General features: G+C 69.2%; 19 protein-coding genes. 6 read left to right on the top strand and 13 right to left on the bottom strand.

Features of this window, described 5'->3' with window-relative positions; genetic code table 11:
* Window positions 1–48 precede the first annotated feature (48 nt).
* The gene (locus tag OG300_RS01355; RefSeq protein WP_405491269.1) at window positions 49–483 is read right to left on the bottom strand and encodes a cupin; all 435 of its coding nucleotides are present in this window, start codon (window positions 481–483) and stop codon (window positions 49–51) included.
* Window positions 484–602: 119 nt separating this feature from the next.
* Between OG300_RS01355 and OG300_RS01350 the strand changes: the two genes are divergently transcribed.
* A complete protein-coding gene (locus tag OG300_RS01350) occupies window positions 603–1,751 on the top strand; it encodes a serine hydrolase domain-containing protein (RefSeq protein ID WP_405491267.1) in 1,149 nt (382 codons plus the stop codon).
* A gap of 6 nt (window positions 1,752–1,757) precedes the next feature.
* Here OG300_RS01350 and OG300_RS01345 read toward each other — a convergent pair whose 3' ends face one another.
* Window positions 1,758–2,300, bottom strand: coding sequence for a DUF1697 domain-containing protein (locus tag OG300_RS01345; protein ID WP_405491265.1), 543 nt, complete (start codon window positions 2,298–2,300; stop codon window positions 1,758–1,760).
* Window positions 2,301–2,332: 32 nt separating this feature from the next.
* Window positions 2,333–3,079: an acyltransferase gene (locus OG300_RS01340; RefSeq protein ID WP_405491263.1), complete on the bottom strand. Its 747-nt coding sequence runs from the start codon at window positions 3,077–3,079 to the stop codon at window positions 2,333–2,335.
* 142 nt (window positions 3,080–3,221) lie between these two features.
* Here OG300_RS01340 and OG300_RS01335 point away from each other — a divergent pair, with 142 nt between their 5' ends.
* The 5 genes from OG300_RS01335 to OG300_RS01315 all read left to right on the top strand — a co-directional run bounded on the left by OG300_RS01335 (window position 3,222) and on the right by OG300_RS01315 (window position 9,102).
* A complete protein-coding gene (locus OG300_RS01335; RefSeq protein WP_405491261.1) occupies window positions 3,222–4,619 on the top strand; it encodes a PQQ-binding-like beta-propeller repeat protein in 1,398 nt (465 codons plus the stop codon).
* 91 nt (window positions 4,620–4,710) lie between these two features.
* Entirely contained in the window at window positions 4,711–5,079 is a 369-nt protein-coding gene (locus OG300_RS01330) for a hypothetical protein (RefSeq protein ID WP_405491259.1), read from the top strand.
* Window positions 5,080–5,242: 163 nt separating this feature from the next.
* Complete coding sequence (locus OG300_RS01325) at window positions 5,243–7,600, top strand: BREX system ATP-binding domain-containing protein (protein WP_405491257.1); 2,358 nt, start codon at window positions 5,243–5,245, stop codon at window positions 7,598–7,600.
* A gap of 66 nt (window positions 7,601–7,666) precedes the next feature.
* Window positions 7,667–8,311, top strand: coding sequence for a class I SAM-dependent methyltransferase (locus OG300_RS01320; protein ID WP_405491255.1), 645 nt, complete (start codon window positions 7,667–7,669; stop codon window positions 8,309–8,311).
* On the top strand, window positions 8,308–9,102 hold the full coding sequence (locus OG300_RS01315; protein ID WP_405491253.1) for a BTAD domain-containing putative transcriptional regulator: 795 nt from the start codon (window positions 8,308–8,310) through the stop codon (window positions 9,100–9,102). Before OG300_RS01320 ends, OG300_RS01315 begins: the two co-directional genes overlap by 4 nt.
* Window positions 9,103–9,110: 8 nt before the next feature.
* Here OG300_RS01315 and OG300_RS01310 read toward each other — a convergent pair whose 3' ends face one another.
* The 10 genes from OG300_RS01310 to serB all read right to left on the bottom strand — a co-directional run bounded on the left by OG300_RS01310 (window position 9,111) and on the right by serB (window position 17,654).
* Window positions 9,111–10,424, bottom strand: a complete 1,314-nt coding sequence (locus OG300_RS01310; RefSeq protein ID WP_405491251.1) for a THUMP-like domain-containing protein — start codon at window positions 10,422–10,424, stop codon at window positions 9,111–9,113.
* Between the two features lie 17 nt (window positions 10,425–10,441).
* Entirely contained in the window at window positions 10,442–11,419 is a 978-nt protein-coding gene (locus tag OG300_RS01305) for a class I SAM-dependent methyltransferase (RefSeq protein ID WP_405491249.1), read from the bottom strand.
* 47 nt (window positions 11,420–11,466) lie between these two features.
* Window positions 11,467–12,234, bottom strand: a complete 768-nt coding sequence (locus OG300_RS01300; protein WP_405491247.1) for an enoyl-CoA hydratase-related protein — start codon at window positions 12,232–12,234, stop codon at window positions 11,467–11,469.
* 102 nt (window positions 12,235–12,336) lie between these two features.
* Entirely contained in the window at window positions 12,337–13,176 is an 840-nt protein-coding gene (locus OG300_RS01295) for an NUDIX hydrolase (protein WP_405491245.1), read from the bottom strand.
* 57 nt (window positions 13,177–13,233) lie between these two features.
* Window positions 13,234–13,686: a MoaF-related domain-containing protein gene (locus OG300_RS01290; protein ID WP_405491243.1), complete on the bottom strand. Its 453-nt coding sequence runs from the start codon at window positions 13,684–13,686 to the stop codon at window positions 13,234–13,236.
* Window positions 13,687–13,792: 106 nt separating this feature from the next.
* Window positions 13,793–14,626, bottom strand: a complete 834-nt coding sequence (locus OG300_RS01285; protein WP_405491241.1) for an ABC transporter ATP-binding protein — start codon at window positions 14,624–14,626, stop codon at window positions 13,793–13,795.
* A 45-nt stretch (window positions 14,627–14,671) separates the two neighbouring features.
* Window positions 14,672–14,872, bottom strand: a complete 201-nt coding sequence (locus tag OG300_RS01280; protein ID WP_405491239.1) for a hypothetical protein — start codon at window positions 14,870–14,872, stop codon at window positions 14,672–14,674.
* A gap of 123 nt (window positions 14,873–14,995) precedes the next feature.
* Entirely contained in the window at window positions 14,996–15,727 is a 732-nt protein-coding gene (locus OG300_RS01275) for an aminoacyl-tRNA hydrolase (protein WP_405491237.1), read from the bottom strand.
* Window positions 15,728–15,838: 111 nt separating this feature from the next.
* Window positions 15,839–16,312, bottom strand: coding sequence for a protease inhibitor I42 family protein (locus tag OG300_RS01270; protein WP_405491235.1), 474 nt, complete (start codon window positions 16,310–16,312; stop codon window positions 15,839–15,841).
* A gap of 112 nt (window positions 16,313–16,424) precedes the next feature.
* The gene (serB, locus tag OG300_RS01265; protein WP_405491233.1) at window positions 16,425–17,654 is read right to left on the bottom strand and encodes a phosphoserine phosphatase SerB; all 1,230 of its coding nucleotides are present in this window, start codon (window positions 17,652–17,654) and stop codon (window positions 16,425–16,427) included.
* Window positions 17,655–17,709 lie beyond the last annotated feature (55 nt).

The following is a 17,709-nucleotide window of genomic DNA, read 5'->3' as shown; positions in this document are numbered from 1 at the left end:
CGGCGGTTCGCGAAACATCCACCACACAAGGCGAACCCGAGCAGTTCGTCAGTTGAACGGGCAGCCGGGGTTGGGGGCGTCTTCGGAGAGCGGGCTGCCGGTGGGGAGGACGTAGAGGACGTCGAGGATTTGGGGTTCGGTGCCGAGGTTGCGTTCGATGTGGATGTTGGTGGTGCCCGCGCGTTCCACGAAGGCGGTGCCGGGGCCGCCGGAGCCGTCGAGTTCGCAGCTGGAATCGAAGTGGCTCATTCGGCCTTGGCGGAGGACGGCGTAGAGGGTGCCGTCGTGGTAGTGCCAACCCGTGGAACCGCCTGGGGCGATGGTGATTTCGCGGAGGATGTAGTCGGTGTCGCCGATGGTGGTTCGGGAGAGGATCACGGCGGTGATGCCGGTCGAGGGGGTGGCGTTCGCCGTTGCGGCGAGGGAGGTCGCCAGGGCGAGGGCGGCGAGACCGGCTAGGGCGGTGCGGAGACCGGGAGTCACCGGCTCACCGTAGCGCGCGAGGGTGTGATCACGCAGGCGGTGACTGGAGATCGGGAGGACGATGTTGTGGGATGGGTTCGAGCCTTTCGTCGGGAATTAGAACGTGTTCTAATTCTGGGATGACGGGATGCGTTGAGGGGCTGGTGGATCCGGCATTTCGGGCGGTTCGGGAGGTGTTCGAGGCGAACGTGGCCGACGGGCTCGATCGGGGAGCGGGGGTCTCGGTGTTCGTGGACGGGCGGGCGGTGGTGGATCTCTGGGGCGGGATCGCGGATTCGCGCAGCGGGCGGGCCTGGGAGCGGGAGACGGCCTGTGTGGCGTACTCGTGTACCAAAGCCGTGACCGCTGCCGCGGCGCTGCGGGTGGCCGATGCCGAGGGGATCTCGATGGAGTCGGCGGTGGGGAGCTGGTGGCCCGAATTCGACTGTGCGGGAAAGGAAGACACGCGGACCGCTGACCTGTTCACGCACAGTGCGGGATTGCCGGTGATCGAGCGGACGGTGTCGATGCAGGAGGCCGCCGACCCCGCGTATATGGCGGCGTTGCTCGCCGCGCAGGAACCGTTGTGGGAGCCGGGCACTCGGCACGGGTATCACGCGTTCAGCTACGGCTGGCTCACCGGGGAGCTCGTGCGGCGCCACACGGGGGCGTCGGTGGGCGACTACGTGCGCCGCCATTTCGGATCCGCCCTGCGCCTCGGCGTATCGGACCCGGAACAGGTTGCGCGGGTGGAATTTCCGCCGCCCGAGGAAGCCGCGTGGACCGGGGACCCGGCGCCGATCGACGCCGCGACCGCGGCGCGGATGGCGCGCGCCTTTCGCGATCCGGAATCACTGATCATGCGAGCCTCGACGAATCCCCGTGCGGCATTCGGCAAACCGGAGGTGCTGGCCGGGGGCTGGCCCGCGGTCGGCCTGGTCACGACCCCGCGCGCACTCGCGACGTTCTACCGCGACCTGATCGCCGACGCCCTGCTGCCGCCCGAGGTCCTGCGTGACGCGATCCGCGAACGAGTCCGCGGCGCGGACGCGGTTCTCGAATCGGAGTCCGCCTACGGCCTCGGCTTCGCGCTCCCCTCACACAACATGATCGTCCCGGACTCCGCCCGCCCCACCGTGTTCGGGCACCCGGGCGCGGGTGGTTCGATCGGACTCGGGGATATCGGCAATCAGGTTGCCTTCGCCTACATTCCGAATCTGCGCCGCGACTGGCTGGCCGGTGACCGGCGCGCCTATCGGCTCATCGAGGCGGTCTACCGGGCGCTTTGAGAGCCCTCACTTGTCCATTTTGGCCAGGGTCTTCTGGACGGTGAGGAAGGTGCGGGTGGTGATGTCCTTGGTGTACAGCTTTTCGATGACCTGCATGAATTTGGTGGTGCTCGGGTCGCTGTTGTCGATCACCGAGAGCAGGGCGGCGGCGGGCTTGTCGAAGCCGAGAACTCGCACGGCGGGAGCATCCTCGGTCGGGAACCTCGGGATGGTTTTCGGGGCTTCGCGCACGAAGGTGACCGTCAGATAGGTTTCGCGGCAATGGGTGAGGCCCGCGAAAGGGTCGGCGTCGACCAGGTTCCGCAATTGGTCGTAGGTGCGGATCAGGGTGCCGCCGGGGATACCGAGTTCGGTGTTCAAGGCCTGCTGGATGGCCGATTCCAGTGCGGGGACATCGGTTTCGGGGCTGTGGAAGACCACATTGCCGCTGGCGAGCAGGCTGCTCACTTTTTCGAAGCCCAGGCCCTCGAAGACGCCGCGCAGCTTCTCGCCGCGCATATTGGGGTTGGTGGGCATGATCCCGCGCAGGAAGGCGGCATAGCGGTTCATGAGGCTAGAACCTACCCGCGCGGGATGACACGTCAGGACGCGGCGACGCCGTTCTTCTTGCGCTCGATATCGGCGAGGGCGGCCATATGGGCGGCGCGCTTCTCTGCGGCCGAATCCCAGGCGTCCTTGCGGTTCTTGACGACGCGGGCGGGCGCGCCGACCGCGATCGAGTAGTCGGGGTAGTCGCCCTTGACCACGGCGTGCGCGCCGAGCACACACCCGCGACCGACCCTGGTGGACCGCAGCACGGTGACCTTGGCGGCGATCCAGGTGTCGGGGCCGATGCGGACCGGCGACTTCACGATGCCCTGATCCTTGATCGGCAGGTTGATGTCGTCGGTGACATGGTCGAAATCGCAGATGTAGCACCAGTCGGCGACCAGCGTGGACTCACCGATCTCGATATCGACGTAGGTGTTGACCACATTGTCCTTGCCGAACACCACCTTGTCGCCGATGCGCAGCGAACCCTCGTGGCAGCGAATGGCATTGCCGTCGCCGATGTGCACCCAGCGGCCGATCTCGAGCCGCGCCAATTCCGGGGTGGCGTGGACTTCCACATTGCGGCCGAAGAACACCATGCCCCGCAACACGACATGCGGGTTGGCCATCTTGAACTTCCACAGCCGGTAGTAGCGCACCAGATACCAGGGGGTGTACGCGCGATTGGCGAGCGCCCATTTGAACGAGGCGGCCGTGAGGAACCGGGCCTGCTCCGGATCCCGGCGGCGCGAACCCCGCCACCGCGAGTGCAACGGTGCGCCCCACATGCTCGTCACGTACTCGCTCCTCATATCCGTACCGGCCGTTTCAACGAGGGTATCGGTCCCGTCCGGAGGGCGCGAAAGTAGGCTGTGCTCCGGCTGCAACAGCCCGGCGACAATCCAGACACTCCCGTACTGGCAGAAGGGACACCAGCAGGTGCGAAACGGCAGGCGGCAGAGCGGACATCACGAGCAGGCCCCGCACATCGGCGCGCCCGCGCCGGACGGTATCGCACAGGTTCGCACGCGCCCGGGTTCGCTACGCCGGACCGGAGCCAAAACGCTCGCGGTGGCGGCCGCCGGTGTCCTGGTCCTGACCGGCTGCGGCAGCACCAAGGTCGACGATATCGGCGTGGGCCCGGGCAAGGGCTGGCCGCTGGCTTTCCGGGATTCGCACAACAGTGGGTCGAGCCCCGTCACCGGGTCGCGCAAGCTCGCGCTGAGTTGGTCGCGTCCGGTCGGCGGGCCGATCGCGGAGCCGATCATGATCGGCGGCGACGGTCAGCTGTACGTCACCACCCGCACCGCCTCCTGCAATATCTTCTCCTTCCAGATGCCGACCGGCCGCAAACGCTTCTGTAACCAGATGGGCCCCAGCGCCATCGAGGGCGGGACCGCGATCGACGGCGGCGGCAACGCCTACGTCGGCGACGACGGCGCGGTGAACTCCTACAACAGTCTCGGGCAGCCGCGCTGGCGCACCCCCGCCGCGGGCGTCCCGGTGTCGGTGCAGTTCACCGGCGACGGCAATGTGCTCTCGGTGACCCAGTCCGGGCAGGTAGACGTGCTCAGCCGCCAGACCGGCGACCGGATGGCCTCCACCTTCCAGCTGCTCGGCGAACCCGACTTCCTGGCCAGCGCGTCGCTCAACCGCCCGCCGGACGGGCAGGGCATCGAGGATTGCGCGACCGGCGGACCGCAGTGCCCGGTCGCGAATGTGTCTGCCGTGGACCAGAAGTCGGGCCGCTTCTACGCCACCGTGTGGCAGCCCGGCGACCCCGTCGCCCAGCTCGCCGCCCTCACCTACGACGGCAAGACCGTGCACCGCGACTGGAGCGCGGCCATGCTCAACGAGGGCAGCGCCACCAGCCCCGCCCTGTCCGCCGACGCCACCACCGTCTATGTCGGCGACAACACCAACCGGCTGATCGCCGTCGACGCGGCCACCGGCAAGACCAAATGGGTTCAGGATCTCGGCTTCCCGGCCCGCGGCGGCATCTCGATCTCCGACGGCGTGCTGGTCCCCGCCGGCGACGACGGCCATCTGATGGCCCTGCGCGACAAGGGTGACAGCGCCGAGATCGCCTGGGAGCGCAAGGATCTCGAACTGCGCGGCCGTCCGGTGCAGACCGCGGGCAGCACCGGATACGCGGTCGCCCAGATCGGCGACAAGCTGACCCTGGTCACCTTCGACACCCGCAGCGGCGCGACCGTCGGCTCCAATGATCTCCCCGGCGCGGAGGGCACCACCGCGGGCACCTCGATCGGCGATCAGGGTGAAGTCGTGGTGGCCACCAAGATCGGCGAGATGTTCGCCTTCAAACCCGAGAAGTAGACCGGGCCCGTCGTTGTAATGGGGTTGAAAGGCCACCCTCCTAGGTTCGAGCGCAATCGGGTCGATACCCGTTCGGACGGAGGGAACGCCAATGTTTCGGGTAGCAACACTGATCGGGGTCGTCGCGTTGACGGGGATGGGCGTGCTGGCGGGCGGTGGTTCCGCGAGCGCCGAGGGGTTCGACGTGTGCGGTGAGGACCAGTACGTGGTCGATCTGTATGTGGATCTCTCGCACGACACGCCACCGGCTGATCGAGCCGGGGCGGCGGCGCGGGCGCAGCAGTTCGCGGCGAACGCACCCGCCGAGATAAAGGCCGATGCGGTGGTGCTGACCACCGCCGAGACGTCCGTGCTCGACGGTGCGCCCGCGAGCGTCGTGTTCATGCAGGATCCGGTGATTCAGGCGTGGGGTGACGTAATGGATTGGCGCACAGTGCATTGCCTGGGCGCGACCGGCTGAGACGACGGCGTCGAAGCGTTCCGGGCGGGCATCCGCCATGGTTCGGCCGCCTACGGCCAGGCGGTATCGGGGTGCGCGGGGTTCCTCGATGCGTGCGGCGAATACGCCGCCTCCGATAGGCGTCGGCCGCTGGCCGGGGGCATCCTGTCGTAGCCTGTGGTCCGTGCGATTGATCGGCCGGGACACCGAGACACGCGCGATCGACGGTCGACTCGATCGCGCGTCACAGGGCAGTGGAGATCTGATCGTGGCGGTCGGCGCGCGGGGAGCGGGCAAGACCGCACTGGCCGACTGGGCGGCGCGGCGGGCGGCCGAACGCGGATTCGAGGTGTTGCGGGTCGCGGTCGTGTCGTCGGATCAGGGGTTGCTGGTGTGGGCGCAGCTGCTGCGCGATATCGGCGCACCCGACCGGCTGGCCGCCGGACTGATGACGGACCCGAGCGCATTGGATCTCGACGATGTTGCGCGGCAATTGGTTTCGACGAAGCCCCGATTGATCATCGTCGACGACGTGGACCGGGGCGGGTCGGACGCACTGCGCATGCTGTCGGTCGTGGGCGGGCGCTGTCCGGGCGGCGCGACGGTGGTGCTGGCGACGTCGAAGACGAGCGCCGGGTTCGGCTCCGAGCTGTGGCTGGGCGGATTGACCGCTCCGGACATCGGAGAACTGGTCGGCGGCACCGAGGAACAGGTGTGGGCGGTGCAGGTCGCGTCCGCGGGCCTGCCCGGGATCGCGCTGACCCTGGCGCACGGGGTGCGGTCGAGCACGGATCCGATCGTGTGGCTGGCCCTGCGGACGGCATCGCGGATCGAATTCCTCGATGTGGACGTCGCGCTGGTCCGGCTGCTGGAACTGGCCGCGTCCCGGGCGCCCGACGACGGCACCCGGGCCCGAGTGCTCGCGCGGTTGGCGCGATCACTGCTCGGCGATGCCTCGACCGGTGCGCGACGGGAGTCACTGATCCGCGAATCACTCGCGCTGGCACGGGAATCCGGTGATGCGCGCACCCTCGCCGAGGTGTTGGACGCGAGCCTGCACGCGGTGTGGGATCCGGCCGGGGCGGTCGACCGGCTCGATACCGGCGCGGAGATCGTCGAGCTGGCCCGGTCCGCCGGTGATGACGCGCTCGAACGACAGGGCCTGTTCTGGCGATTCATCGCGCTGATGGAACTGGGCCGGGTCGGCGAGGCGGAATCCGTGCTCGCCGGATACACCCGGGCCGCGACCGCGGCGGGCGACGAGGTCGCACTGGTGACCGCTCGTGGGCGCGAGGCGGTGCTGGCCGCGCTGCGTGGACGATTCGACGACACCATGCGCATCGCCGACGAGGTCGCCGAACTGGGCCGGATCGCCGGTGTCGCCGACACCGAGCGGGTGACCAGCTCGATTCGCAGCATGGTGTGGACCGAACGCGGCGACGCCGCGGCGCTGGCAGCCGGATCGGCGCTGCTGCAAGCCATCGCGCGGCGGCTGCCCGGACATTTCTACGAGGCCGACCACGCCCGCCTCCTGGTCTTCACCGGTCACCTGGTCGAGGCGCAGACCGAACTCGAGCGCGCACTGCCGCAGGTGCTGGCGGGTTCGGGACCGCGCTGGATCCCGGCGGCCACGCAGCTGGCGCTCGCCGCGGTGGCGACCGGACAGCAGGAGGCCATGCGGGAGTTGGAAGCCGCGTTGCTGCCCTACCGCGATCGACTCGTGGTGTGGGCAGGCGCTAACAACGCGTGGCTGCCGGTCGCGCATCTATTGGGCCTGCTGGCACACGGGCAGGGGCGGCCCGACGACGCTCGCCGATGGCTGGAGACGGCGCTCGAGATGGAGCGGCGCAACGGTGCGGTGCCCTCGACCGCGCACACCCTGGCCGCACTCGCCGAGGTTACGGCCGACCCGCTCGAGGCCACTGAATTCCTCGGTCAGGCCCGCTCGATCGCCGAACGCCTCGGCATGCCGCGGCTGCTGGACACGCTGCGCCCGCCCGCCGACGAATGGCGGCTGCACCGCGACGGCGAACACTGGGTACTGCACGCGGGCGAGGAGCACGCCCGGCTGCCCGACATTCGTGGAATGGCGTATCTGCGCGCCCTCGTCGCGGTTCCCGGGCGGGAGATCGCAGCCCTGGATCTGGTCGCGGGTGGCGCGGGGCTGGTGTCGCCTTCCGCCGCACCGGTGCTCGACGACGCGGCGCGGCAGGCCTATCGAATCCGCCTGGCACAGCTCGACACTCGCCTCGAGGACGCCGACGACGCCGGAGACCAGGAGCTCGGCGCACGGTTGCAGGACGAACGCGATCAGCTCCTCGACGAGTTGCGCACCGGGACCGGACTCGGCGGGCGGGCCCGGCGCACCGGGGGTGAGAGCGAACGCGCCCGGGTGAATGTCACCAGGACCATCCGGACCGCGATCGCGCACATCGAGAAGTCCGCACCCCGCGCGGCCGCGCACCTGCGGTCCGCCATCCGGACCGGAAGCGAATGCCGCTATCAACCCGAATCGGGCGGGCCCGCGCGCTGGCAGGTCTGAGCGAACAATTCGTTCGGTGCGGATTTACGCCTTCGGTATGTGACACCACAACCGAAGGGGAATTCGATGCAGTCGACGATCGAACAGCGTGGGGGGCTCGCGACGCGGGCACGCGAACGGTTCCTGGCCGGATTCGCCCGGCAGCTCGGCCATCCGCGGGCGTCGGTGATGGCATTCCTGCTCAACAAGTACAACAACACCGCGATCACGGCGGCGGTCACGGAGCTCGGGGTGACCGAGGGCGATCGTGCGGCCGATATCGGATTCGGCGGCGGTGTGGGTCTCGGTCTGCTGCTGGAACAGGTTGGCACCGGCCAGGTTTACGGCGTCGACATCTCCGAGCCGATGCTGCGGCGGGCCGCCCGCCGTTACCGTGGCCGGGTCGATGTCCGGGCCGGATCGATCACAGACCTGCCGCTGCAGGACGCGTCGATCGATCGGCTGGTCACCACCAACACCCTCTACTTCGTGGACGACCTGCCCGTCGCCATCGCCGAACTGGCCCGGGTTCGTGCGCCCGGCGGGCGAGTGGTGATCGGTATCGCCGATCCGGATGCCATGCGCCGAATGCCCTACACGCCTTACGGTTTCATCCTGCGTCCGGTCGACGAGGTGGTGGCGGCGATGGCGGCGGGCGGCCTCGAGCTCACCGGCCACGCGCGGGTGGGCGACGGCCCCGACGCCTATCACCTGCTGGTGGCGCAGGCATGAGCCTGGATGCGATGCCCGTGCCGTTCTATCGGGTACTGGGGGCGACCGCGGTCGAAATCGACGGTGTGGCAGTCGGTCTCGGCGGGCCGGTCCCGCGCCGGGTGCTCACCGCCCTGCTGGCCACGCGGGGACACCCGCTCTCCGACGACCGGCTCTTCGACCAGGTGTGGGGTGCCACCACCCGCGATATGACCGCCGCCCTGCGCGTGGTCGTCTGGCGGTTGCGCACCGCACTGCCGGTCCGGGAAACCCTGTCCCGCACCGAATTCGGCTACACGCTGACCGTCCCGGAGACGGCCACCGATACCGAGCTGTTCACGTCCGGGATCCGCCACGGCCTGGCCCTGCTCGCCGCCGGAGACGGCCCTGGCGCCGTGCGCACCCTGGAGTCCGCCCTCCGCCTCTGGCGCGGCGACCCCTGGCTCGATCTGGGCGAATCCGCGCACACGCACACACTCCGGAGGCCACTGACCGAACTGCGCGAGGTGGCCGTGGAAGAGCTACAGGCAGCCCACCTGTCCTGCGGCAACACCCTTTCCGCCGTGGCGGCCCTGCAAGCCGCCGTCGACGAGTCCCCCTACCGCGAACGCCGCTGGGAACTACTGGCCCTCGCCCTCTACCGCAGCGGCCGCCAAGCCCACGCCTTCGCCGCCCTGCGCCGCGTCCACCACCTGCTGGCCACCGAGATAGGAGTGGCCCCCGGCCCCGCCCTCCGCACCCTCCAACACCGCATGCTCACCCACGACCCAGCCCTGCTGCTGGCCCACCCCACCCTCTCCCGCGCGGGCTGAACCGGGAATTACGGAGTGGCGCAGAGGAAGACGGTGGCGGTGCGGCCGATTCGGGTGATGACGAGGGTGTGGGGTTGGGTGCCACGGGGTTTGATGCGGGCGCGCAGGGCGTCGGGGTCGAGATCTACGCCGCGGGTCAGGATTTCGAGAGGGCCGCAGTCACGCCGGTGGAGTTCGGCGCGCAGGGGCTTCTCCTTGAAGTCCATGCGGGCGAGGATGCGGAACCCGCGCATGCCCTCGGGTACGGTGTCGCCTGTCAGGTAGGCGATGCGCGGATCCAGTTGCCACAGGCCGTGTTTGGCGGCGTAGTGGCGGACCAGGCCCGCACGCACGACGGCACCGTCCGGGTCGACGATCCACTCCCCCGGTTCACGCTCGGGGATGTCGTCGGGTTCGGCGTCGGTGAGGATCTGGGCGGGGCCGGTGGAGGACAACACCGAGGCGCGGCGAGTGATGCCCGGCCGCGCCAGTCCCGGCGACCACAGGCACGCTTCACGCACCGCACCGTCGAGGGACACCACCTCGACCTCGCCGTCCCAGGCCAGTTTGTCGAAATCCAGTCCGGGAGCGCACTTCACGGCCAGATCGCGGCCCGCGTACGCGGACAGCAGGTCAGGCAGCGGTGGCTGGAGTTTAGCCGGATCGTGGGTGCGCCGCCCGTCCGCGCGCCTGGCCGGATCGGCGATCACCACATCGGCACGACTACACGACACCAGGGCATCCGCCTTGGCCAGCAGTACATTCCGGCTCAGTGATCGCACCTGCCGCACACTGCCCGATTCAGCCATCGTGGCTGCCTCGCTGGATACCGCGACTCCGGCGACGGAGAGTTCAGCGACGCCGAGATCGGCTGTGGCCGAGGCGGACTCGCGACGGCCGGGGTCGGCGGAGAGGGCAGCTGCGCCGAGGTTGTGGGCGGCTATCGCGAGGCGTACGTCGTCCAGATCGCTGCCGATGACCATGGGGCAGTGCGCGGCGAGGGCGGCGAGCTCCGCGCCGATCGAACAGGTCACGTCGTGGACGGTGCGACCGGCCAGACGGCGGGCCCGGTGTTGCGCGACCGCCGAGGGCGTCGCCTGCTGGAGGGCGTCGTCGGTGAACAGCCAGTCCCCCGCGTCGGAGAGTTTGGCGGTGGCGCGGCGGCGGAGCCGGACTGTTTCGGCCAGTGCCGCCGCGCGGTCGCCGTGGGTGCGGCGCAGTCGCTCGAGGTCCTTGAGCAGGGTTGCCGGGGTGAGCGTGAGCTCGCCCGCCTCGGCCAGTTCGGCCGCACCGGCGGCACTGACGAGGTAGGCGATGTCGTCGCGAGAGAAGGCGTAGCCCACGGGGTTTCGCGGATCGCCTACTTGGCGGCCGCGCCCGGCTTCACACCGGTGATCATGACGTTGTAGAAGAACTGCCGGGGCACGATGTGCCGCAGCACCTTCTCGTCGAGCTTGCTCAGGCCCAGCCAGGCGCGGTACTGCGCCAGGCGGTAGGTGACGGTGAGCTTCTCCTCGGGCACGGCGGCCTCGAAGGTGCGCACCGGCCAGCCCCACAGGGCGGCCGCGAATTCCTCGGTCTTGGCCTCGACGCCGGTCGCGCCCGCACGGCGAGCGATGTTCTCCAGCTCGGACGGGTCGAAGGTGTGCAGGTCGACGACAGCCTCGAGAGCGGCGGCGCGCGAGGACTCGTCGAGCTCGGACTGCGGGCGACGCCAGCTGGACAGGAACGGCAGCTTGGTCAGCTCGGTGGTGATCTTCCAGGTGGCCTGGCCGAGGCGGCGCGCGTAGATGTTGCCGATGGTGGTCGGCTCGCCCGCGAACACGAAACGGCCGCCCGGCTTGAGCACGCGGAGGCACTCCTTGAGCGCCAGCTCGACATCGGGGATGTGGTGCAGCACGGCGTGGCCGACGACCAGATCGAAGGTGTCGTCCTCGTACGGGATGGTCTCGGCGTCGGCGACCCGGCCGTCCACGTCCAGGCCCAGGTTCAGGCCGTTGCGGGTGGCGACCTTGACCATGCCCGGGGACAGGTCGGTGACCGAGCCGCGCTCGGCGATGCCGGCCTGCATGAGGTTCAGCAGGAAGAAACCGGTGCCGCAGCCGAGTTCGAGGGCACGCTCGTAGGGCAGCTTGGCGTCGGGCACCACGGCGTCGAAACGGCCGCGCGCGTACTCGATGCAGCGCTCGTCGTACGAGATGGACCACTTCTCGTCGTACGTCTCGGCTTCCCAGTCGTGGTACAGGACCTGGGCCAGCTTGTTGTCTTTATATGCAGCCTGGACCTCGGCCTCGGTGGCGTGCGGGTTCGGCGCGGGGTCTACAGGACCAACAGTCATGCAGGGCAGCCTAATGAATGCCCCGGTAGGCGGTGCTATCGGGCCGCTTAACGGCCGGTGAACCGGGCACTATCCGGACCGTCGACCAAATAGGAACGTGTGCCAACCTGCTGATCTTCGGAACCGAACAGATCCGCCCATTCGCTACGAGCCCGATCATGCCCGTGCGTACCCGCCTCGAACACCCGCTTGGCCGCTGCCAGCGCCAGGCGCGGACCGTCGGTGAACTGCTTCGCCCAGCGCAGTGCGGCGGCGAAAACGTCGTCGGGCGCGACCACCTCGTCGACCAGGCCCAGGCCTTCGGCTTCCTTCGGATCCACGAATCGGCCGGTGTAGACGAGGTCTTTGGCCGCCGCCGGACCGATCAGCAGGCTCAGGCGGCGAATGCCCGCGAGGGGGATCAACCCCGCCTTGATCTGCGGCAGACCGAGTTTCACGTTGTCGCCGATGATGCGGCGATCGGCGCTCAGCGCCAGTTCCAGGCCCGCGCCCAGCGCGTATCCACTGATCGCGGCCACGGTCGGCTGTGGCAGCCGCGCGAGGGAGTTGAGGGCCGACTGGAAATCCGCGGCCATGGCCTGTGCCTGCTCGGGGGTGAGCCGGTTGAGTTCGGCGATCTCGTCACCGGCGCTGAAGACCCGCTCGTCGCCGTAGACCACCACGGCCGAGATCGAGGCGTCGGCCGCGATCTCCGCGGCGGCGGCGGCCACTTCCAGGGCCACCTGCAGATCGATCAGGTTCAGCGGCGGGCGGGCGATACGCAGGACGGCGACGCCCGGCGCCACCTCCCGGTCCACTGTCACGAATTCGGCCACGAGCCGACACCCTACTGCGGCACCACCGCGCGCCTGCTCGCCGCCCGGCGGCAAGCCGTGCGACGCGACACCGAATGCCGGTCGCGGGCGAACTCCGGAGTGCTACTCGGGGCGCTGGGAACCGCGGATGCGCGACTGGGCGGGCAATTCGGCGAAGTAGCGGTCGGCATGCGGGAACGCCAGTGCCGGGCCGCCGCCGGAGGGGTCGTAGATCGGCATGATCGGGGTGATGTCGCGGGTGGCGGCGAGAATGCCCGCGGTGGAGGCGAATTCGCGCAGCGCGACCAGCTGGGTCCAGGTCGGCGGCAGCAGCACGTCGAGGCCGTCGTGCCAACGCTGGATCGCCTCGTCCGGCGTGCACCAGGTGACCACGTCGGCCTCGGAGGTGGCGCCGTCGGCGAGCTGTCCCTGCGGGAGCACCGCCACGAAGAAGCGGGTGTCGTAGCGACGCGGCTCGACCACCGGGGTGATCCAGTGATCCCAGGGCCGCAGCAGATCCGCGCGCAGCACCAGCTGCTCGCGGGTCAGGAATTGGGCGAAGGACAGTTCGCGGCGTTCCAGCTGACCGCGGGCCTCGGCATAGACCGAGGTGTCGGAGACGACGGTGTCGGCGGTCGGGCCGGCCAGCAGCACCCCGCACTCCTCGAAGGTCTCGCGGACCGCCGCGCACACCAGCGCCTGGGCGCGGCCCGCGTCGGTGCCGAAACGCGCTGCCCACCAAGCCGGTTCGGGACCCGCCCAGTCGAGTTCGACGGACGCGTCCGAGGGGTCGACGCCACCGCCGGGAAATACGGTCATTCCGGCCGCGAAAGCCATCGCATTGACCCGACGCTGTAGGAAGACCTCGGGCCCGCGCGCACCGTCGCGCACCAGCACCACCGTGGACGCGTCCTTGACGGGCGCGGCGGGCTGGGATTCGGGCTGGGTCACTGTCTCGCTCACCTTTCGCACCATAACCGTTACCCGAGCGAAGCGAAATCACCGGACTCGCGACGCTGGTCAGTCGGTCAAACGCACTGATCCGGCGCGGGTTTCGATGGTGGCGGGCGCACTCGGGTCGGGATGGCGGGTCCAGGTCCCGGCCACCCGGCCGGTCCGGTAGTCCTGCACCTGGCTGATCACCGCACCGGCATCGTCGGTCCAGGTAACCAGAAATATGCCAGCCTCCACGGCGGCGATCGCGACGGGAGCGCTGGTGCGATGCCCGGTATCGGCGGCGGTGTAGGTCAGAGTCCTGCCGTCAGTGGCGAATTCGGCGGTGCCGCCGGAGCCGGTCTCATAGCTGAGCTGCACGGTCTTGCCGCTCAGGTCCGAGGGCACGGCCGCCTGGGCGAGACTCTCGGTGGCGTGGGCCTTCGAAACCCGCTGCGGCGCGGGTGGATCGGCACTGCAGCCGGTGGCGGCGAGTGCGACGACGATGAGCGCGACCGCACCGGTGATCCGACCAAACACCCCTGCTCCTCACTGTCCACGGCAGTTGCGGACAGTTTGCCCTTAGGGCGCAGTGGATGCAATCGCAGCGCGCCGCAGCGAGTCGAGCAGTGTGTGAGAGCGGAATTCAGCGGTTGCGATGACGGCCGAATCGCTGACTGCGGCGCGCGAAGTAGCGGCCGTCGATGCGATCGAGCTGAATCGACTGCCGGAACGCCTCACTCAGGTTCTCCGAGGTCAGCACATCGGTGAGCAGCCCCTGCGCGACCACGCTGCCCTCGTTGAGCAGCAGGCCGTGGGTGAAGCCCGGCGGAATCTCCTCCACGTGATGGGTGACCAGCACGGTGGCGGGCGCGTCCGGATCGGCGGCCAGATCGCCGAGGCGCTCCACCAGCTCCTCGCGGCCGCCGAGGTCCAGTCCGGCGGCGGGCTCGTCGAGCAGCAGCAGTTCCGGATCGGTCATCAGGGCGCGCGCGATGAGCACCCGTTTGCGTTCACCCTCCGACAGGGTCCCGTAGGCACGGTCGGAAAGATGTTCGGCGCCCAGGCTTTCCAGAATGTCGACGGCCCGATCGGTGTCCATGTCGTCGTAGCGCTCGCGCCAGCGGCCCAGCACCGCGTAGCCCGCCGACACCACCAGGTCCGCGACCTTCTCGTCGAGCGGCACCCGCGAGGCCACCGCCGCCGAGGACAGGCCGATGCGCGGGCGCAGCTCGTTGATGTCGACGCGGCCCAGCGTCTCGCCGAGCAGGTTGGCGGTCCCCGACGTCGGGTGCATCTCCGCCGCGGCCATGCGCAGCAGGGAGGTCTTCCCGGCGCCGTTGGGGCCGAGCACAACCCAGCGTTCGTCCAGCTCCACCTGCCAGGTCACCGGCCCGACCAGGGTGTGGCCGGAGCGTCGGACGGTGACGTCGCTGAAATCGATGAGCAGATCGGGATCCGGTTGCGGCACGGGGTCCATCTTGGCCCACCACCCTGGACGATCGTCAACGTGGTGCGAAATTCGCTACGTGTCTTCTCCGATGTTGCGGTGACGAGCTGCGAATTCGCCGGTGCGGCTGTCGAATTCCGATAGCTCGTGGTCGGCGTCGATCCGCCCGCGGGTGCGGGTGCGGGGCTTGGCGGACCGGAACATGCGCGCCAGGATCAGCGCCGCGGGCACCGAGAGCACCGCCCACACGATGAGAACAACCAACAGTGTTGTCATTTCGGTGGTTTCCTTTCGAGGAAACTCGTGAATCGATCCTGACCCACCCGCTGTGCGCTGTCGAGAGTCCGTGCCCATCTGCGACACGGCACCGACCATTCGGTTCGTGAGCGCGCCACCGGATTACGGCATCGCGATCACGGTCATGGAGCCCGGCGCCACCTCGGTGAAACCGGCATCGCGAACGGCCACCGCGGCACCGGCGCCCACCAGTTGCCCCCAGCGCGCCGGGTCCGCCTCCGCGACCGTGCACCGAAACCCCTGAGCGGCCCAGGCATACGCCTGTCGCACCGGCATCGCACCCGCCAGCAACATGCTGGCATGCCCGACCTGCGCGGCGGCCTTTCCTACAGTCATACCCAGATCAGAGTTCACCCATAGCACCGGAATTCCGGGGTCCCCGGGCTCCGGTGCGTCGAAAGGTAATTCGGTGCCGGAGATCTGAAGGCGTTTTATCCGTGCGTCGATGTCACCGACCGGGCCGGGAACCAGTGCCCGCGCCTGCGCGCCCGCCACCTCGACGGTCACCCCGTCGACCTGCTGCGCGGCCAGCCACTGCGCACCGCGCGCCCGCCGCGCCACCTTCCGAATGCGCGAGCGTTTCCAGGTCAGATACCGCTGCTCCCATTCGCCGTCCGGCCCGACGCGCTCGTCGAGGCACAGCGCCACCACCGCGCTGGCCGCCGCGGCCAGCAGCGCACTGCGGGCGGGCGGCTCGTCCTTGGGGATGTGCAGCACCATCTGCATGGCCTGCACCAGTGCGGGATCCTCGGGATCGCCGCCGCCGTAGCCGCGGGCCAATTCCGCGTGCCTGACCGCGAATCCGGCATCCACGATGGACTCGACGCTGGACACACTCGCTCCTCTCCCGGGCACAAGACCGCGGCCCCCGAACCCGGACAATTGATCAACAGCCAGCTTAGCCAGCGTGTGAAACCACCCAGGTCAACTCCATCGGGAAACGAACTAGCGCACGGTGAGGTTCAGCGTGAACTTCTGCGCGGGCTCCACACCCTGCTCCCAGGCGCGCTCGTAATCGAGCACCAACTGGGTGGTTCCGGGGTTCGCGCCGACGAAATTCAGCACCGATTTACCGCCCACCCCGACCATGCCGTCCGGGTTCGGATCCTGCTCGTATTCAGCGGAACCGTTCTGCCGCAACACATTCTGATCCAGTCCGGACACCACCCAGGCGTAGCCGGTGGTCGGATTGGCCGCCAGGGTGACGATCAGGCCCTGCCCGATCGCGAGATCCACCTGCTTGCCGGCGGAGTCCGCGCCGACCTTCACGGCCTCGTGATCCGACGGCGTCGGCTGCACCGCGGTGATGGACCCGGCAGCGGTGGGCGTCACCGAAGTCGGCTTCGCATCGCTGTTTTCGCTCTTCCCGCAACCGGCCAGCATCAGTCCGGCCAGCACTACCACCAGGGGCACTCGCATACGCACAGACTGTCTCCTCCACTCGCGGACGCGGTCCGTCACCACGCTACCGAGCGCGCGACCGCCCGCGGTGCAGGCGAATCACGCGTCGCGCGGGTATGGAGATCTGCCGCTACTGGTTGAGCGGTACGCGGCGGATACCGCCGTCGCGGGCGTCGGCGGCCTCGACCTCGTCGCGGGTGACGCCCAGGATGAACAGCACCGCGTCCAGGAAGGGATGCGAGAGGGCGGCATCGGCCACCTCGCGCAGGGCGGGCTTGGCGTTGAACGCGATACCCAGTCCGGCCGCGTTGAGCATGTCGATATCGTTCGCGCCGTCACCGACCGCGACGGTCTGCTCCATCGGCACGCCGGTCTCGGCCGCGAAACGGCGCAGCGCAACGGCTTTCGCGGCGCGGTCCACGATTTCGCCGACCACCGCGCCGGTCAGCTTGCCCTCGCGGATCTCGAGGGTGTTGGCCTGCACGAAGTCCAGTTCCAGTTCGTGCGCGAGCGGTTCGATGACCTGACGGAAGCCGCCGGACACCACGCCGCAGCGGAAACCCAGGCGGCGCAGGGTGCGAATGGTGGTGCGCGCGCCCGGCGTCAGCTCGATGCGCTCGGCCACCTCGTCGATGACCGAGGCATCCAGCCCGGCCAGGGTGGCGACGCGCTGCCGCAGCGATTCGGCGAAATCCAGTTCGCCGCGCATGGCGGCCTCGGTGACCTTGCGGACCTCGTCCTCGACACCGGCGTGCGCGGCCAGCATCTCGATCACCTCGCCCTGGATCAGGGTGGAGTCCACGTCGAACACGATGAGCCGCTTGGCCCGTCGCGCCAACCCGGCCCGCTCGACCGCGATATCCACGCTCTGCTTGGCGGCGACGGTGGCCAGCGTGGTGCGCAGCTCGGTCTCGGTCTCGGCGTCCGCGTTCGGGACGGTGACCGTGAGTTCCAGACCCGTCACCGGATAGTCGGCGATGCCGCGAATGGCGTCGATATTGACGCCCTGCTCGGCCAGCTTGCGGGAGATCGCGCTGAAGGCGCGCGCGGTGACCGGGCTGCCGATCACGACGACGGCATGGGTCGAATGCTTGGCACCGGAATTCGCCGCGGGGGCGATCTCGACGTCGACGTTCATGCCGACGGAGGCCATCGCGTCCTCGAGCTGATCCTGGAGGGCTTCCGGATCAGTGGGACAGGAGACCAGCACACCCAGGGTGAGGCGGCCACGAATGACGACCTGCTCGACATCCAGCAGGCTGACCGCGTTGTTGGAGAGCGCGGCGAGGAGTACCGATGTGACGCCCGGCTTGTCGGGTCCGGTGACCGTAACCAGAACCGTCGTGTCCGACGTACCCAATCGATGACTCCATTCCGTGCGACGCGGTGGCCACCGACATGCGGCGGCGGCCTCA

This window comes from Nocardia sp. NBC_00511 (assembly GCF_045161165.1).
Taxonomy (GTDB): domain Bacteria; phylum Actinomycetota; class Actinomycetes; order Mycobacteriales; family Mycobacteriaceae; genus Nocardia.
The sequence above is the reverse complement of the archived record's forward strand: the minus strand, read 5'-3'. Positions and strand labels throughout refer to the sequence as shown.

Excerpts from the sequence above, each read along its gene's own strand:
- OG300_RS01350 (WP_405491267.1), top strand. The coding sequence starts at position 603 with ATGACGGGATGCGTTGAGGGGCTGGTGGATCCGGCATTTCGGGCGGTT.
- OG300_RS01345 (WP_405491265.1), bottom strand. The coding sequence starts at position 2,300 with ATGAACCGCTATGCCGCCTTCCTGCGCGGGATCATGCCCACCAACCCC.
- OG300_RS01330 (WP_405491259.1), top strand. The coding sequence starts at position 4,711 with ATGTTTCGGGTAGCAACACTGATCGGGGTCGTCGCGTTGACGGGGATG.
- OG300_RS01320 (WP_405491255.1), top strand. The coding sequence starts at position 7,667 with ATGCAGTCGACGATCGAACAGCGTGGGGGGCTCGCGACGCGGGCACGC.
- OG300_RS01315 (WP_405491253.1), top strand. The coding sequence starts at position 8,308 with ATGAGCCTGGATGCGATGCCCGTGCCGTTCTATCGGGTACTGGGGGCG.
- OG300_RS01305 (WP_405491249.1), bottom strand. The coding sequence starts at position 11,419 with ATGACTGTTGGTCCTGTAGACCCCGCGCCGAACCCGCACGCCACCGAG.
- OG300_RS01285 (WP_405491241.1), bottom strand. The coding sequence starts at position 14,626 with ATGGACCCCGTGCCGCAACCGGATCCCGATCTGCTCATCGATTTCAGC.
- OG300_RS01280 (WP_405491239.1), bottom strand. The coding sequence starts at position 14,872 with ATGACAACACTGTTGGTTGTTCTCATCGTGTGGGCGGTGCTCTCGGTG.
- OG300_RS01270 (WP_405491235.1), bottom strand. The coding sequence starts at position 16,312 with ATGCGAGTGCCCCTGGTGGTAGTGCTGGCCGGACTGATGCTGGCCGGT.